The organism is Cytobacillus sp. BC1816 (assembly GCF_051353635.1).
GTDB lineage: Bacteria > Bacillota > Bacilli > Bacillales > Cytobacillaceae > Cytobacillus > Cytobacillus oceanisediminis_C.
Window position 1 is genome coordinate 3,716,761 of sequence record NZ_CP195611.1, and the last position, 17,219, is coordinate 3,733,979.

General features: G+C 42.0%; 14 protein-coding genes. 2 read left to right on the plus strand and 12 right to left on the minus strand.

Going from position 1 to position 17,219, the window contains the following annotated elements; genetic code table 11:
- Positions 1–7 precede the first annotated feature (7 nt).
- From ACR42H_RS18910 to ACR42H_RS18945, 8 genes are all read right to left on the minus strand, one after another.
- Entirely contained in the window at positions 8–1,144 is a 1,137-nt protein-coding gene (locus tag ACR42H_RS18910; protein WP_436372556.1) for a conserved virulence factor C family protein, read from the minus strand.
- A gap of 126 nt (positions 1,145–1,270) precedes the next feature.
- A complete protein-coding gene (locus ACR42H_RS18915) occupies positions 1,271–3,151 on the minus strand; it encodes an ABC-F family ATP-binding cassette domain-containing protein (protein ID WP_436377007.1) in 1,881 nt (626 codons plus the stop codon).
- Positions 3,148–3,798, minus strand: coding sequence for an HD domain-containing protein (locus ACR42H_RS18920; protein WP_436377009.1), 651 nt, complete (start codon positions 3,796–3,798; stop codon positions 3,148–3,150). Before ACR42H_RS18920 ends, ACR42H_RS18915 begins: the two co-directional genes overlap by 4 nt.
- 176 nt (positions 3,799–3,974) lie before the next feature.
- A complete protein-coding gene (locus tag ACR42H_RS18925; protein WP_113884646.1) occupies positions 3,975–4,823 on the minus strand; it encodes a DegV family protein in 849 nt (282 codons plus the stop codon).
- Positions 4,824–4,920: 97 nt separating this feature from the next.
- Positions 4,921–5,775, minus strand: a complete 855-nt coding sequence (locus ACR42H_RS18930) for an amidohydrolase family protein (protein ID WP_436372558.1) — start codon at positions 5,773–5,775, stop codon at positions 4,921–4,923.
- A 10-nt stretch (positions 5,776–5,785) separates the two neighbouring features.
- A complete protein-coding gene (locus ACR42H_RS18935; RefSeq protein WP_436372560.1) occupies positions 5,786–8,854 on the minus strand; it encodes a GNAT family N-acetyltransferase in 3,069 nt (1,022 codons plus the stop codon).
- A 226-nt stretch (positions 8,855–9,080) separates the two neighbouring features.
- On the minus strand, positions 9,081–9,611 hold the full coding sequence (locus ACR42H_RS18940; RefSeq protein ID WP_436372563.1) for a hypothetical protein: 531 nt from the start codon (positions 9,609–9,611) through the stop codon (positions 9,081–9,083).
- A gap of 13 nt (positions 9,612–9,624) precedes the next feature.
- Positions 9,625–11,313, minus strand: a complete 1,689-nt coding sequence (locus ACR42H_RS18945) for a formate--tetrahydrofolate ligase (RefSeq protein WP_436372565.1) — start codon at positions 11,311–11,313, stop codon at positions 9,625–9,627.
- Between the two features lie 180 nt (positions 11,314–11,493).
- Between ACR42H_RS18945 and metA the strand changes: the two genes are divergently transcribed.
- On the plus strand, positions 11,494–12,402 hold the full coding sequence (gene metA, locus ACR42H_RS18950) for a homoserine O-acetyltransferase MetA (protein WP_436372567.1): 909 nt from the start codon (positions 11,494–11,496) through the stop codon (positions 12,400–12,402).
- Positions 12,403–12,594: 192 nt separating this feature from the next.
- Here metA and ACR42H_RS18955 read toward each other — a convergent pair whose 3' ends face one another.
- Both ACR42H_RS18955 and ACR42H_RS18960 read right to left on the minus strand, forming a co-directional pair.
- A complete protein-coding gene (locus ACR42H_RS18955) occupies positions 12,595–13,287 on the minus strand; it encodes an AIM24 family protein (protein WP_113884640.1) in 693 nt (230 codons plus the stop codon).
- Positions 13,284–13,988, minus strand: coding sequence for a class I SAM-dependent methyltransferase (locus ACR42H_RS18960; protein WP_436377011.1), 705 nt, complete (start codon positions 13,986–13,988; stop codon positions 13,284–13,286). Before ACR42H_RS18960 ends, ACR42H_RS18955 begins: the two co-directional genes overlap by 4 nt.
- Positions 13,989–14,132: 144 nt before the next feature.
- On the opposite strand from ACR42H_RS18960, the gene ACR42H_RS18965 reads away from it, so the two are divergent.
- A complete protein-coding gene (locus ACR42H_RS18965; RefSeq protein WP_113884638.1) occupies positions 14,133–14,351 on the plus strand; it encodes a DUF3892 domain-containing protein in 219 nt (72 codons plus the stop codon).
- 47 nt (positions 14,352–14,398) lie between these two features.
- Here the strand turns inward: ACR42H_RS18965 and mntR are convergent, their stop codons facing one another.
- A complete protein-coding gene (gene mntR, locus ACR42H_RS18970; protein WP_113884637.1) occupies positions 14,399–14,824 on the minus strand; it encodes a transcriptional regulator MntR in 426 nt (141 codons plus the stop codon).
- A gap of 135 nt (positions 14,825–14,959) precedes the next feature.
- Positions 14,960–17,122, minus strand: a complete 2,163-nt coding sequence (locus tag ACR42H_RS18975; protein ID WP_436372570.1) for a DNA topoisomerase III — start codon at positions 17,120–17,122, stop codon at positions 14,960–14,962.
- Positions 17,123–17,219: the final 97 nt, after the last annotated feature.

Genomic DNA, 17,219 nt, shown 5'->3' on the forward strand with positions numbered 1-17,219 from the left:
CAGAAACTTATTCCTTGCCCTGTTTCCGGGATTCAGTCATCTGTTTCCAAACTGACCCTTTTGCTTCTTCCCCATGTTCAATTCTTTCAATAGCCAATTTGATTTGCATGCTGACTTCGAATTCCGGATCGTCTTCTGCTGCTTTTAAAGCAGGAAGCACACTTTCATCACCCACTTCATAAAGGAACATGGCCGCACGCCAGCGCACAAGTTTACTGTCGTCCTGCAGCGCTTCCTTCATGGCGTCCATTGCTTCTTCAAATCCCAGGTCAGACAAACAGTCCCCTGCTGTACGTCTTACAGTGACCGTTTTATCCTTCAATGCTCTGTACAGGAGAGGAAGGACACTCTTATCCTCAATCATCCCAAGATAAACTGTCGCAAGTCTTCTGATTGACGCCTTCTCATCATTAAGCGCTTTTTCAAGAACAGACAGGTCCTCCAGTTCAGGATCATTCATCTGTTCGAGTTTTTGATAGCGCTCACGCCAATCCGGGGAATCCAGATCTTCTACAGACAGTTTAAGAAGGGAACGTGTGTGTTTTTCCTCCGTTTTATCCGGGCTTTTTGCCGTATTAACAAGTATCTGGAGTCTTCCTTCTGGATAGGCAGCCATTAGTTCTTCTACAATATCATGGCCAACCTGGTCAAAGTCTCCATATCGGACACCAAATTCTTTCCACTTGCGGACCATGACAACATTATCAGCAGGATCCTGCGCCTCTGAAACAGCTTTAATAAAGTTTTCAGGAAGTCCAAAGCGCTTTTCCTCCGTGCCGTCAGTCAGTTTAACCTGCATGGGAATTCCTTTATACATTTGGACTAACACTTGGACTTCACCATAATGTTCATCGATGCCATTGTCTTCTGTGCCCTCATTTTCCACATCCTCGCCAAATGCGGATCTTACTTGCGGGAGAAGCTCTTTCCAGTCATATTTCGCATTTCTTTCGACAGCAAGGAAATCGGCAACATGGTAAACCCCTTTGATTCCATCAATTTCAAGTATATCCAGAATAATCTTTGGAGCTCCTTCTTTTTTATCCTTTTTATAATTATTGGCCTTCCCCATCGGAAGCTCTTCATCAAGAATAACCTTCATAGTGTTTGGACTTGGTGTTGGTTCGATTGCTTTGATTCTCAAAAGTATCACCCTTTTTTATATATTCACGATGGTAACTTGTATTATTTTAACATAAGGAGATTTTCGAGGCATTTTAGTTGTTTCTGAATATGCAAAGAAACCCGGGAGAAATTCCCCGGGTATGAATTATTCATTTTCAGCTGCTTCTGAAAGGTAGCTCCATCTCTCAATCAAGTATTCAAGCTCTTCATTCAGCTTTGTTTCTTCTTCTACTAAGGCCTGACCCTTTTCAAAGTCACTGCCGATACTGGCCATTTCTGAGGAAATCGCTTCGAGACGGGTTTCAGCCGCTTCAATTTTTCCCTCGATTTCTTCCCATTCCTTTTTTTCTTTGTAGCTCATTCTCTTCTTTTTTGGCTTAGTTTCCCTCGCTTTTTTGGGGGCAGCATCAACTTCCTGAACAGGCTTGGCATTCTCGCTTTCAAGAAATTCACTGTAACTTCCATAGTAGGATTCGATTTTGCCCTCGCCTTTTAATACAAGAAGCTGCTCAGCCACTTTATCCAGGAAGTAGCGGTCATGTGAAACTGTAATGACTACACCGGGAAAATCTTCAAGATAATCTTCGAGAACCGTCAGGGTTTGGGTATCAAGGTTATTGGTCGGCTCATCAAGCAGAAGAACATTAGGCTCTGACATTAAGATTTTCAATAAATACAGTCTGCGTTTTTCCCCGCCGGAAAGCTTGCGGATAGGAGTGCCGTGAGAATACGCCGGAAATAGGAAGCGCTCCAGCATTTGAGCTGCAGAAATCGTTTTGCCATCGGAAGTTTCAACTACTTCTGCTGTTTCTTTGAGGTATTCGATCATGCGCTTGTTCTCATCCATATCTTCGCTTTCCTGTGTATAGTAAGCGATTTTTACCGTCTGCCCAATAATTCGCTTACCCGAGTCAAGCGGAATCCTGCCTGCCAGTATGTTAAGCAGAGTAGATTTCCCCGTTCCATTTCTTCCGATAATCCCTATTCTATCCCCTGGTTTTACAAGAAGATCAAAATGATCCAGAACCGTTTGAGTGCCATACTTTTTTGAAGCAGCTTCGAGTTCAAATACCTGTTTTCCGAGGCGGCTGCCGCTTAGGGACATATCCAATTTTTCCGAGGATTTAACTGAAGCAAGCTGACTATCAAGGGTTTCGAACCGCTGAATTCTGGCTTTTTGCTTGGTGGTACGGGCTTTTGCACCTCGTCTGATCCATTCCAGTTCCCTTCTGAACAGATTTTTCTGCTTATCAATGGCAGCTGCCTCATTTTCCTCTCTTACCGCCTTTGCTTCAAGGAATGCAGCATAATTCCCTTTATAGCTGTATAGATTTCCGCCTTCAAGTTCAAACATTCTATTTGTAATCCGGTCAAGGAAATAACGATCATGTGTTACAAGGAGCAGCGCCCCCCTGTATCTGCCCAGATATTCTTCCAGCCATTTCACCGATTCAAAATCAAGATGATTTGTCGGCTCGTCAAGAATCAGCAAGTCAGGTGACTGGATCAGTACTTGCGCCAGGGCAACCCGTTTTTTCTGCCCGCCAGAAAGCTCTCCAATCTTTTTGCTGAACTCCTCGATACCCAGCTTAGTGAGTATCGTTTTGGCATCTGTGTTCACTTCCCAGGCATCAAGGGTATCCATTCTTTTTTGAAGTTCGAAAAGATTTTGCTGAATGTCTGAATCTTCAGGGTGCATGCTAAGCTCCAGCAGGGCTTGTTCATATTCTCTCTGCAGTACAAGAACTGGTGCATCTCCTGCAAAAACCTGCTCGAGAACTGTTAATTCATAGTTGAGTTCAGGCTGCTGTGCTGAATATGAAATGGTGTAATCTCTAGGAGTGACTATTTCTCCAGAGTCTGGCAGGTCAACACCGGCAATCACTTTAAGCAGGGAAGATTTCCCCGTACCGTTTACTCCGATCAGTCCTGCTCTTTCTTTTTCAGCGATTGTAAAAGATATATCATTAAAAAGTTCTTTCTCTCCATATGATTTTGTAACATTCTCCACAGAAATCATCTTCATGCTTGACCATTCCATTCTATAAAAAATTGATGCAGATATTGCTCCATAATTTGATGCCGCGCTTCTGCCATTTCCCTGGCAGTGTCAGTATTTAGCAGATCTCTCAGCTTCAATAGCTTTTCGTAGAAATGATTGATGGATGATGACTTTCCATTCCGGTATTCATCTTCAGTCATTACTTTTCTGATTTCAAGGCCGGGATCATAAATAGGCTGCCCTTTTTTGCCGCCATAGGCAAATGCTCGTGCAATCCCCATAGCACCAATCGCATCCAATCGGTCCGCATCCTGGACTATTTTAGCTTCCACGCTTAACACCTTTTTGTTATTGCCGCCTTTAAAAGAAACTGACTCAATTATTGTCTTAATGCTGCTGGAAGCTTCTTCTGCAATCTCAATTTCCTGCAGAAAATCAGATAGCTTCCTTTCTCCCGCTTCCTTTGAAGTGTTCAGCTTAGCATCGGGTATATCATGAAGCAGCGCTGCCATTTCAATTAAAAAAGGATCTCCTGCTTGTTCCTTTTTGGCTATGTAAAGGGCATTTTTTCTCACCCGCTCAATATGATGCCAGTCATGCCCGGTTGAATCTTCTCCGAGTGTATTCCGGACGAATTTTTCTGTTAAATGTATATTTTTTTCCTTCATTATTTCACCCGCTTTCAAACTCCACACTCCATTTTAACATTAGTCTCAAAAAGAAACGATGGCAAGGTAATGCCATATCTATAGAACTATTAAATGGATTCATTATTACAGACGGCACTGATAAAAAAATGGTGCAGAAAACCAGTATTTGATTTCCTGCACCATGTCCCTAAGCTATTTTATTCAAGGCCATTCAGCCAGCTGATGCCAAGTGTATTTTCTCCTGCATGGACTCCAATCGTAGCCCCCAAAGAATAGCATCCAAATTTAACTCCATTAAATTCTTCCTGGAGTTCCCTCTTCCATTCCTCCGCTTCTTCCGGATGCAAACCGTATAGGATGAATACTTCCTTCAGCAGTTTTCTCTCATGTGCACCCCTTAGCAGATTCACAATTTTGTCTTTTGCCTTTCTTTCGCTTCTGGCTTTCTCTTTTACGCTTAATTCCCCATCACGAACTGAAATGATCGGCTTTACATTTAGCATGCTGCCCAGAAAAAACTGAACTCCGGACATCCTGCCGCTTCTATGAAGCTGTTCAAGACTCCCAATGAGGACATATGTTTCACCCGTATCACGAAGTGCCTCAAGCCTCCGGATAATTTCTTTTATATCCAGTCCGGCTTCTGCCAATTCCATCCCCTTAAGGACTAACCTGGTTAAAGGGTATGATAATATCTTGGAGTCTATGCTGTATACTGGTATATCAACCAGCTGGGCGGCCTGTTCACTGGAAGAAACGGTCCCGCTGAGTTTTGCCGATACCAGCACTGCGATGATACAGTCATAGTCCTTCTGCAGATTTTCATATAACTCCCGAAAAGCGCCAATGGATGGCTGGGAAGTTTTTGGAGGAGTATCCAGGGTTTTTAAGCTCGCATAAAGTTCTTCCGGTGTTAAATCAACCCCATCAGTATATTCTTTGCCATCCATAATGATGGTCATCGGAATCTGGTATATGTGAGGATGGTTTCTTAACTCGTTATTTAAAAAAGCAGTGCTGTCTGTTACCCATGCAATTTTATCCACTGTAGCCGCCCCCTTTTAAGATATTTATACGTGTATGTATGTAAATAAGACTATTTGAAAGGCTGGAAGTGAAAGATTTCTCTCCCAGCCGCAGGTTCTATGGCAGAAAAGGCTTGATTTTAGGAAAAACCTTTATCGCGGTATTGTAAAATACATCTTCATGATGCTCTTCAGGTATGAGTTCTTTTATAAATTCAATATAAGGACCCACTGGAGCAAGAGGCCAATCGGTTCCAAACAGCAATTTATCGTAAGAATCCGCAAACACTAAAGCATGCCTCAGATGATCCAAAAATCTTCCTTTGCTGCGTTTCTTCAATTCTTTTTCTGTACCTACAATCAAGCCTGAAAGATCGGCATAAACATTAGGATTCTTGTATATGATTTCAGCTCCTGTCAATGTCCATGGGTCTCCAAAATGAGCAATCACGAAATTGACATTCCGGTGTTTAACAGCCACCTCATCAATAGCCAGGGGGTGAGAATACTTAAGCAATCCCCTTTCTGAATAGGTATCCCCTGTATGAAATACAACAGGAACTCCGTATTTTGCAGCGAGTTCATACACAGGTTCATAGACATCATCATAGGCATAGAAAGGATAATACCCCAGGTAAATCTTGATCCCTGCCACGTTTGGTTTTTGCAGATCATCCTCCAGCCTTTGAAGAGCTCCATCATTGAGATCATATGGATTGATGCCAGCACAGTAAACAACATCAGCCGGTATCTTATCATCCAGGTCAAGCCCCATAGGCGTTCTTGCTTCATAATCCGGAAAGCCCATATTTTCGGTTTCTGTAAGCCCCATTGCAATGCTCAAGACTACATTAGCTTTTTGGAACTCCTGCTGATGCCCAGGATATGAATAATCTACAAAGGAGAGTTCATTGGCAGTACGATGAAATGATTTAATATCTGAAAAATGAATATGTGCATCTATGACTTTCATAATTTCTCCTTTAGCGGAATTCCAGGTTGTGGAGTCTATTAAGCAGTCTGCCCTCGATGCTTCTTTCATCAAATGCAATAAAGCCCGGTTTGGCCAATAGGCCTGCATTTCTTTCCGAAATAACTTCGAATGCTTCTTTATTCATATATGCTCCAAGGAATTCATTATCTTTGCTTCTCACTACATACATATTTTCAGGAGACCGGCAGCTGGAAATACGGGATCCATCAATAAGTACAAATGACTGCTCCTCAACTCCGGCCTGATATGCTGATTCTGCTCCTTTGTCACTTACTGTAAGAGTAAGATCCTTTAATGAGCCTCCGGATATAAATATATCTGTAATCCATTTTTCATTTAACAGATATTTCCCGCCTGCATTTTCCGCTTTTACCCAATGGGCAAGGAGCGGGACCCCCGGCAATAACGCGAAATACTGTGTATATTCAAGGCCTTTCCATATGGAGTGATGGACAATTTTCGTATGGATGGCCAATGCAGACCATTCGTTTCCATACGAATCTTTAACACTGGTAAATTCAGCAGAAGATGTCTCCTTTAATAGCGAGAACACACTCATTTGCGATGGCACAGTTTTCATGCCGCCAGTCCATGGATTCCACCATCCTTTGGCCACCGGTTCGGGAAAGGATGAATCAAGCCACTCCCTCTTTTTATAGGTTAATGAGAATAAGCCAGGATAAAAATCCGGTGCTCCTTTTAAGCTAATAATGCCATTATCCATGATATAAACAGTCTTGCCGCCATGCTCTTCCGTAAACATACGGACATTACCCCTTTGCACAAGCAGAAGTTCTCTTACTTGCTTCTTTTCACTGTCAAGGGTAATTTCAGCATTTATAATAGATAAAGGCTCCGTATCCTTAATAGGAAAATTGGATTTAAATACTCTTAATTCCTGTTCTTGACTAAAATTTGAGGTTTGATTTTTATCTGTATTTAAATAAAAATCAATAGTGCCATTAAGATAACTTGAACGATATGTTTTAATAGTGAATTCTGCTGTATCCTGTTCTTTTGCAACTGGATTTCCCCTATTGATAATTAGTGCTTTTTCATGTTGAACATTTTTTTCATACCCTGACTCCACACCTGCAAAATGCCGCATTTCTTCCCATGTCCGGAAAGCTCCTATTGATAAATAGCCAGGTGCCAATATTATCTGATCTCCCGATTCAAAGAAGCCAGTTTCCTGCTGATAGTAAAATTGCCACCCATCCGGATTGGACTTCGCATTTTTCGGCCAGCAGAATCCAACCGGCTCGCCATTATGATCGGCGAAGAACCAATTTTCGGTTATACCTGATAACTCCATGAACCCCAATTCTTTTATGTCAGAAAACTCGATTACTTCATTATCCAGCGGAAAATATGGCTGCTGCATGTCATAATATAACGGCTGGCTGAAAAACAGATTCTCATATCTTTCAGCCCCTTCGTTTATCAATTCAGCCCATACTTTTACTAAGCCTTCACCATATAGGGACGTATACAATGATACAAGAATTCCTGTAAATGCTTCAGATTTGAATACCAATTTGAAGGTGATCGCAGTATCATCTGCGAACCACTCTGCTGCCGCCGGCTTTGCCTTTGAAAATTCAGTTGAAAAGGGTTTCCCAAGTTTAGGAGCAAAAAACGCGAAAGGCTGGTTAACACTTTCGTTTCTGCCAGCCGTTATTTTATAATCCAATTTCCGGATATTCACCTGGCAGATTCCATTGCAGATATGCCAATAATCCTTTGACTCTCCTCCAAACTTTTGACCAAAGCTTTTAAGTGGGATGCCCATCGAGCTGCATGTAAAAGCGAGTTCGTCTCCATTTTCCTTTGTAGCCACTACCGCCATTTCCGGCTGAAAGAAGCCATATTTTTTAACAATGAAAGGCACCTTCAGCAGCTTACGCCCTTTTTTGTGAAGATTTATTCGAAACTCCCGCTCTTCTAATTCAACAAGATCACTTACGGGAAAAGAAAGGTGAAATACTGCGTCTTCTTCCAGGTTGTTCTCTACCTCAATTTCCAATTCATTTTCCTGATTTATAAATCTGAGATTCCCCTTTGAACCGCCTGTAATCCTGGCTGGCTGCTTAGGCAGCAGACCAAGGCGCAATTCACACTCCTCACCATTAACCCATACCTTAACGCCTAATGAAGGATGCGTTTTCCAAATACTAGGCTCTTCACCTTCATGCACTATGAATTGTCCGGTTATTGTCTCGTCACTCTCGGCCATCAGGTCATGCTCGAAAACAGCTTCGACTCTTCCCTGGTTATTTCCATCAGCCTTAAAAGAAACAGGACTTCCCGTCTTATTTATGAGTTTGAGCTGGAAATTTTGGATTTCATTTTCGATTACTTCATGATGATCCATGGATAGTTCCAGAAGGTAATCATTCGTTTCTATTAAACTGATTCCTCTGCCGGATCTTTCAAATCTGACTCTTGCAGACACTTCCCCGCTTTCCCAAATATACTCGTAAAATGTAAAGCCGTTTTCTTTGATTCCATCTGGCTTTACGTCAATTTCTCTCATGCTGCTGCTATACCAATCAAGCTTTTCAAAGGCAGGTTTCAAGAGCTGTGTATGGTGAACAGCCGGAATAAAATTCATTAAGTGTGTTGTATCATCTCTGTCTTCCCAGAAGAATCCGCATTTTTTGTAAAGCGGGACAGCTTTCACATTTCCTGGCCATGTATACAAGTCAAGGCGCGGCCAGCCCAATTCAATTGTTTTTTGAAGCGCTCTCATAACAAGCATCTTTCCTATTTTCCGTCCATGGTAATCCGGCCTTACATTTAGAAGAGGAATATATAGGGAACCCGTATCTTCTTTATATTCCGATAACCCGCAATAGCCTACGACCTCTTCACCATCCAGCGCTAAGTATAAAGTAATATTGCCATTATTCGCTTCCTTCGTTTTTACTTGTTCTTCAGTCATTACACTGGTATCTCCGCCCCAGCTGTCTCTGCTCAAGTTCCACATTTTTGCTATTCCTGCCGCAAAGCTCTCATGATACTCTGCAATGACTATTTTGTCTGTACTTGGAATCATACCTTTGTCCTCCTGACTAAGTCACGTCTTGTCTACCCTTCTCAATTCCTTTTCCTTCAATAATCATAACCATTTGCCTCTCCTCCTTTTGGATTTGTCCGGAATGTTTTTCCATACCTTCTTAATCGTATTATCAGAGTAAGTGATTGTAAATATAATTTTGAATCTTCCGTATAAATTCCATACAAAAAAAGCGCCTTGCTATTTTCGGCAAGACGCATTCATATTAAAAATGGATTTTTCTTAAAGCTTTCATCGAAGAGGTCATATAAATGATCATTTCATTCAGATCATCTATCTGTTCTTCATGAATAAGCCGGTTAAAAGAAATGACGGTTTCTGTTTCGGCCATGGCCTTCATATTTTCAGGATTGTATTTCACAGTCTGTTCGACCTTCCGTCCGCTGCCCCAGATATGACGCAGAACTTTACAGATTTGCAGAGATGCATTGGAATCTTTTAAATGCTTAATTGTAAATTTCACATAAATCCGGCAGCCTGCCAGCTTCTCAGATTTCCCTTGAGGCAATAGCTCAGCTGCAAGATTATCAAGTCCCGCTTCCATTGTAAAGGTACAGAAAATCTCCGCCAAGCCTTCTGCATTGTCTGTAAAAGTAATGTCATACCTTCGGCTCATTTTAGCTGAGTTTAAAATATCATTTCGATCAACAATTCTTATTTCACCGTCAAGATCCCGGTCATAAAATCCGCCTTCCATAACAACCTTCATATTTTCAAAGGCCGTTGGATCAAACATGGGCTAATCCCCCTTAAAATAGGCCGACTGCATTTCCATCATCATCTACATCCATATTCATGGCTGCAGGTGCTTTAGGCAAACCAGGCATAGTCATCACATCTCCGGTAAGTGCTACAATGAACCCTGCACCAATGGATGGCTTCAGCTCACGTATAGTAATGGTAAAATCTGATGGCCTTCCAAGTTTTGCAGGATCATCAGATAATGAATATTGTGTTTTAGCCATACAAACCGGCAGTACGCCCCAGCCAAAGCTTTCAAAGTCTCTTATCTGCTTTTTGGCTTTGGTTGAGTATTCCACTTTACTTGCTCCATAAACCGTCTGGGCTACTGTTAGAATTTTCTCCTCAAGAGGCAAAGATAAATCATATAGGTGGCTGAACTTCGCTGCTCTTTTATCCAAAATTCCCAGGAGCTTCTCAGCCAGCTCAATTCCTCCCTGCCCGCCTTTTTCCCAAACCTCTGTCAGCGCCACTGGCATGCCGGCCTCTCTGCAAAGTTCTGTAAGGACCTCTATCTCATTCTCGCTATCGGAAATAAACCGGTTAATGGCCACTACATACGGAAGCCCAAAGCTTTCAATTGTTTCAATATGCTTTTTTAAATTAGCAAAGCCTTTAGTGAGTGCTTCTGTATCTTCCTTGCCCAATTCAGCTTTTGACAAGCCGCCATGCATTTTCAGAGCACGGATTGTAGCTACAATCACCACTGCTTCAGGGTCAATGCCTTCGGTTCTGGCTTTAATATTTAAAAACTTTTCAGCACCAAGATCAGCGCCAAAACCGGCTTCTGTCACTACATAATCAGCCAGCTTGGAGGCTGCGGCAGTTGCAATCACACTGTTGCAGCCATGAGCAATATTGGCAAACGGGCCGCCATGGACCAATGCCGGTGTATGTTCAATTGTCTGCACCAGATTAGGTTTGACTGCTTCTTTAAGAAGCAAGGTAAGAGCTCCTTCCACTCCAAGATCGGCCACTGTTACTGGCTGTTTATCATAATTGTATGCAATCACCATTTTCCCCAGTCTTTCCTTCAAGTTCTGAAGGTCGGATGCAAGGCATAGGACGGCCATAATTTCTGAAGCCACAGTGATATCAAATCCATCTTCTCTCGGAACACCTTGTACAGGCCCTCCAAGGCCAATAACGATTTTTCTTAATGCACGGTCGTTCAAATCCAGGGCACGCTTCCATACAATCCTTCTCTGGTCAATATTTAACAGATTCCCCTGCTGGAGGTGATTATCAATCAGGGCAGCCAATGCATTATTGGCTGTAGTGATTGCGTGAAGATCACCGGTAAAATGCAGATTGATGTCTTCCATCGGCAGGACCTGCGAATAACCTCCGCCGGTTGCTCCGCCCTTGATTCCCATTGTTGGCCCAAGCGAAGGTTCCCTCATCGCGACCATAGCATTTTTGCCAAGTCTGTTAAAAGCATCGGCCAGGCCAACTGTTACTGTGGATTTTCCTTCTCCTGCAGGTGTCGGATTAATGGAAGTGACAAGAATTATTTTTCCGCTTTCTTTCGTACTTAATCTCTTTAAGGTTTCTGCGGATAATTTTGCTTTATACTTGCCGAAAAGCTCCAGATCATCCTCTGAGAGCCCGATTTTTTCAGCTATTTCCGCAATGGGCTTCATTGCAGATGCCTGGGCAATTTCAATGTCTGATTTCACAATCGGTTTCACATTCATTTTTATCCCCCTAGAATCCAATATGTATAGGTTCCTTACAGCTATATTGTACCATCCCTGAATCGAAATATTGTCATTTACTTTTGATATTTTCGCATTTTCACACAGTAAAGCATTGATACAATTTCGAATCGTCTTTATAATAAGTTTAATTGAATTTTTGCACAGGGAGATGATCACTTGCCAATAAAAATTCCTAAGCTGCTTCCTGCAAGGGAGATCTTAGAGGAAGAAAATATTTTTATCATGGATGAGGACCGTGCCAAACAGCAGGATATTCGCCCACTAAATATCCTCATCCTGAATTTGATGCCTGAAAAAGAAAAAACCGAAGCACACCTTTTAAGACTCCTTGGAAATACACCTTTACAGGTGAATATCTCGTTTTTAAAAACGGCCACACATCAATCAAAAAATACCAGTCCTATGCATCTCGAACAATTCTATACTACATTTGAGCAAGTTCGAAACCGTAAATTTGACGGGATGATCATAACTGGAGCACCTGTAGAGCTTCTCGACTTTAAGGAAGTGGACTATTGGGAGGAACTAACCGTAATCATGGAGTGGACGAAAACCAATGTTACTTCCACCCTGCATATATGCTGGGGGGCACAGGCAGCTTTATTTTATCACTTTGGGATCGGAAAATATGAGCTGCCTGAAAAATGCTCTGGTGTTTATCTTCATGAAGTCCATGACCGAAGCGAAAAATTATTGAGAGGATTCGATGACATCTACTTTGCTCCGCATTCGCGCAATACGGATGTTTATAAAGAGCAATTGATTGAACACCCGGAAGTCAAGCTCCTGTCATCATCTGAGGAAGCGGGTCCTTTCATTATGAGTGCGAACCGCGGAAGACAAATCATGGTAACAGGACACCTGGAATATGAAGCAGGCACACTTGCGGAAGAATACTCTAGAGACAGAAACAGAGGCCTTCAGGTTCCCGTGCCAAAACACTATTTCCCGAATGATGATCCCGGCAGAAACCCCCATAATAAATGGCGGTCACATGCCCATCTAATGTTTTCCAACTGGCTGAACTACTATGTTTACCAGGAAACACCTTATGATTGGGATTAATAGTGCAGTGAACGGATAACTTAATTTGCAGCAAAAAGCATGAAAAAAGCCCGGTCTTTGAGAGGAGTTCCCCACTCAAAAACCGGCTTATCCTTTAAATAAGAAAGTATAAAATTTTGAACTTCGATTACTGTCTAACTGCGGCCCCTACCCCCTCGAGGTCAGGGGTGGGCAAGGCGCTTCCGCTTTTCCTTATGATTGCTGAGCATAATACACTTCTTCAAATGGCTGAACTACTACAAAACCGTTACCTGAAAACTTCATTTGGATTGACTCTCCGCTTCCTCTTCCAAGGAACGTTTTAAAAGAGATATCTGTCACAAATTCGGGCTGCAGTGTACCTGACCATGCAACTGTCGCATTCGGATCGGTATATACCGGATTATCAGGAGTAACCAAGAGTGTCAGCGGCTCATAGTGAGAAGTGATAGCCACCATTCCTGTTCCTTCTAAACGGACGTTGAACAAACCTCCTGCGAGCATGCCCGCCATCCTCTTCATTAACTTAATGTCCCAGCTGATGGAAGGCTCAAATGCAAGCAGATCATTCCCATTTACAAAGATGGCATCTCCATCTAGATTCAGGATTGAAATTTTCTTTCCCTGGTCTGCAAGGTACAGCTTTCCGTTGCCCGTAGCTTTCATTAAAGCTGCCCCTTCTCCAGTAAGTGCCTTTTTGAACATTTTTCCTAAGCCATGCTCGAGTATCCCTTCGCGTTCAAACTTAATTTGGCCGCGGTAGGAGACCATCCCGCCAGCTTTAGCCCAAACCTGGCTGGTTAAATTAATTTCGAGCATCCTTGGTGTTTCAAGTTCAAATAACCCTTCTCCTTTATCCTGCTGTTTTGTCTGATTTACAAACTCTTCAATTGAATATCTGCTCATTCTTTTCCCATCCCTTCATTTTTCTTGTTTTCAAGCATAAAGATCCACATAAAAGATAATGATTGCTTTAGCTCATCCGTGAGCGAGCCTTTTGAAAGCTGGTCTGATGCTTTTTTATAAACACCAAGTTCATCAATCTTTAACCATCCGTTTTCTTTTGCAAGCCGTTCAAATTCCCACGGCATCATGGTATTACAGATAACTTTTTCCTTATATAGTCTGCGGTAGCTGTTAGCCCGGGGTGCAGCTGTTGGACCAAGAATGCCTATACACGCCCTTCCGCCCGGTTTAACAGTTCTCCGAATTTCTTTTAAAACATCCAGCGGGCTCTCTGTCCATTCCAGTGAATTGATGGCAAGGACCGCATCAAGTGCATTCTCTTCAAAGGTAAGATCTGATATGTCTTCTTTCTTAAATACCACACCTGTTTTTTCGTTCAATTTTTCTGCTTTATGTATCATTTCTTCAGAGACATCAATCCCGATAACCCTATATCCAGCCAAAGCAAGTTTGTATGAACCATACCCATCTCCGCATCCAAGGTCACATACGGCAGATCCCTTTTTGACATGCTTTTCGAAGAAGGAGATGATATCCTTCCGGCTCCCTTCCTCCCACATTGCTGCGCTCTTTGCATTCCATGATTCCGAATTTTCATCCCAAAGCTTCTCTGCTTCTGCAGACCAGTTAAAAGTGCTCATCATATCCCCCCGTGTATGCATACGATTGTTCATTAAAAAAAGTTCCCAATATTTTAAATTCGCTAAGATTATCATAAATACCTCTGATTATAAAATGTTAAAAAAGTCAACAATATTGATAGAAAATGAATAAGGAGAGTTTATATGAACGGCGAACAGCTGACAGCAGTCTACCGAAACAACAATGATGAGATTATTTCATTCCAGACTTCCGGTGGAAGAATCATTTCTTATCGGAAAGCACTATTGGAGGCTGAAGAGGGCTTGATTGAGGGTATTCAAATTTATGAAAACGAAGATGGTTCTATGTATCTGAATCCTTCCTTTGCGCCATCTTTTGATGATTTTCCCAGCTTCTATTAAAATAGTGCCAGTACATGAAAAAAACCTGACGCAAAGCGGTCAGGTTTTTACTGTTCTTCTTCATTTTTACGCTGGATTTCCCTCAGCACTCCAATGCGGCTTTCATCTTCTTCAAAAAACTGAACCAAGTCGCCAACCCTGTCAATGGCATCCCAGCTCAGGTGATGTTCAATGCCTTCCACGTCTTCATAAATATTTTCTTCTTTAACTCCAATAATACGCAGGAGCTGTTCTAAAAGTTCATGCCGATATACAAGCCTCTTGCCGATTTTTTTCCCTTTTGGCGTTAAAATAAGCCCTCGATACTTTTCATAAACCAGATACTCATCCTTATCAAGCTTCTGAACCATTTTTGTCACTGAAGAGGGATGAACAGAGAGAGCCTCGGCAATATCAGAAACTCTGGCATATCCCTTGTCTTCAATTAACATATATATTTGTTCAATGTAATCTTCCATACTTGGTGTTGGCATTACGCAACCTCCTGCCAATTATAAAAGCGCAGAGCGCCATGTCCACTTTATATCATTTATAAATAATTATAAGACTTTAACGATTTTACTACAGTTGGAAAATGGAGACAAGGAAATACGCTGCAGCAAGCAAATTCAGGTCTTTTGCGGGAAGAGAAATTTGACTCTATTCTCCTGTCGGTCCCAGGTTAATTTAGCTGAAAATGTTTTATCCTTTCCTTTGCTTGTAAAACCTTCAACTAATTCTGTTTCCCCATCCTTTAATAGCTGTTTGATCAGTTTCTGAGTCATCGTCCTGCCCATAATGCTTTTGGAAATAGTAAAGGTGCATTTTGTTTTATTATAATTGGAGCAGCCATAAAAGCTCCCCTTATCAATAACTTTACCATCACACAGCATGCATTTGCCCAGATTGGCTGCTCTTTTTTGCTTGAATTTCCCCGGCGTGAACCCCTCTTTATCTTCTTCAGAAAATGTCCACTTTCCCGCATGTTCAATGGAGGCGGAAATCAAATGGCCAACCATTTTATTGGTTTGCTCCATGAATTGTTTGGGGGATGCCTGACCATCCGAAATATCCTTCAGCCGCTGTTCCCATTTGGCCGTCATTTCTGGAGAAGCCAGTATTTCTGTGCCTATTGCCTCTATCAGGATTTTTGCTTTTGAGTTTGCATATACAAGATTCTTCTTTATATCAATGTATTTGCGCTCCTTCAGCATTGTGATGATTCCCGCCCTTGTGGCTTCCGTTCCAAGGCCTTCCGTCTTCATCAGGACCTTCTCAAGTTCCTTATCTTCGATTTGCTTCCCGGCCGTTTTCATCAGTGTAATCAGCTGGCCTTCAGTATACCTTTTGGGCGGCTGGGTTTTGCTTTCTTTTACATCCGCCTTTATCACTGTACCTTGATCACCCGCCTGCAATAAAGGCAGAATCGGTTCTTTTTCCTTCTCCTGCTGCGGAATCACTTTTCTCCAGCCTTCTTCAAGCTGTACTTTTCCCTTGGATAAAAACAAAGCTCTTCCATCTGCAAGGGTCTTAATAGTTGTATATTCTGTTACAGCTTTTCCATAATGTGCAGCTATTAAGCTCCTTACGATCAGGTCATAGAGAATTTTTTCATCCGAAGATAATCTTACCAGGTCGGGCACCTGTTCGGTCGGAATAATGGCATAGTGATCAGTTACCTTTTTATCATTCACATACCGTTTATTCTTCAAAATCGAGCTTGAAGGCAGAGGGAAAAATTCCTTATACTCATCTTTTGTTTCTATTTTTCTGAGAATCTCCGGAAACATTTCCGCTTCTCCTTCTGTTACATGCCTGGAATCTGAACGAGGATATGATACGATTCCTTTTTGATAAAGCTTCTGCATTACATCAAGTGTTTTTTTTGGCGGAAATTTGAATCTGCGGTTGGCTTCTGCCTGCAGTGCAGAAAGGTTATAAAGCATGGGCGGCAGGAATTCTTTTTTTTCGGCCTGCACTTCTTCTACCTGTGCATCTTTGTCCCTGCAGAATGCCGCAATCTTTTCGGCAAGCTCTTTCGTCTTAATTCTTGACTCCCCATCTTTTTCCCACTTGCCGATATATTTTTTCCCGTTTACTTTAAACTGTGCAGTTACCTCCCAGAAAGGTTCGGAAACAAAATTCTGGATCTCCTGTTCTCTTTTTACGATTAAAGCTAAAGTGGGAGTCTGAACCCTTCCTACTGAAAAAACATCCGAGAAGCCTTTCTGCTGCAGAAGAAGACTGTACAATCGGGAAGCATTCATGCCAACGATCCAGTCGGCACATGCTCTCGTATAGGCTTCATAATATAAGTTCCTTGTGTCACTTTCATCCAGCAGGGCAAGAAACCCTTCCTTTATAGCTTTAGGAGTCAAGGAAGAGATCCAGAGCCTTTTCATGGGCACTACTGTACCGGTAAGCCTCAGAATATTCCGGATGATAAGCTCGCCTTCTCTCCCTGCATCACCAGCATGGATAATTTCTGTTAATTTTGGATTAGAAGCAAGCTGTTTGATTATATTAAATTGTTTTGCTTTATCCTTTGTCACTTCATATTGAAATTGCTCGGGAATTATGGGCAATGTATCCAATGACCATTTTTTCCAATCCTTATTGTATTTTTCAGGGGCAGACAGCTGGCATAGGTGGCCTATAGCCCAAGTAACATGAGCCCCTTGGGGAAATATATCGTTCGGAAGGATCTCAATATATCCCTGGTGTTTCTTCATTTTAAAAATAGAAGCCAGCGTCATACCCTGATCGGGTTTTTCCGCGATTATCAGTTTCATACTTTAGCTCCCTTTGCATTTAGAACAAATTGTAGACATCTATTTTAATATTAACCTAAAAATTTAGCAAAGGGAGTTAAAATACCTATATAGTTAT

Coding starts and splice junctions, on each gene's coding strand:
- ACR42H_RS18915 (WP_436377007.1), bottom strand. CDS start 3,151: ATGAAGATGATTTCTGTGGAGAATGTTACAAAATCATATGGAGAGAAA.
- ACR42H_RS18930 (WP_436372558.1), bottom strand. CDS start 5,775: ATGAAAGTCATAGATGCACATATTCATTTTTCAGATATTAAATCATTT.
- ACR42H_RS18935 (WP_436372560.1), bottom strand. CDS start 8,854: ATGATTCCAAGTACAGACAAAATAGTCATTGCAGAGTATCATGAGAGC.
- ACR42H_RS18940 (WP_436372563.1), bottom strand. CDS start 9,611: ATGTTTGATCCAACGGCCTTTGAAAATATGAAGGTTGTTATGGAAGGC.
- ACR42H_RS18945 (WP_436372565.1), bottom strand. CDS start 11,313: ATGAATGTGAAACCGATTGTGAAATCAGACATTGAAATTGCCCAGGCA.
- ACR42H_RS18955 (WP_113884640.1), bottom strand. CDS start 13,287: ATGAGCAGATATTCAATTGAAGAGTTTGTAAATCAGACAAAACAGCAG.
- ACR42H_RS18960 (WP_436377011.1), bottom strand. CDS start 13,988: ATGAGCACTTTTAACTGGTCTGCAGAAGCAGAGAAGCTTTGGGATGAA.
- ACR42H_RS18965 (WP_113884638.1), top strand. CDS start 14,133: ATGAACGGCGAACAGCTGACAGCAGTCTACCGAAACAACAATGATGAG.
- mntR (WP_113884637.1), bottom strand. CDS start 14,824: ATGCCAACACCAAGTATGGAAGATTACATTGAACAAATATATATGTTA.
- ACR42H_RS18975 (WP_436372570.1), bottom strand. CDS start 17,122: ATGAAACTGATAATCGCGGAAAAACCCGATCAGGGTATGACGCTGGCT.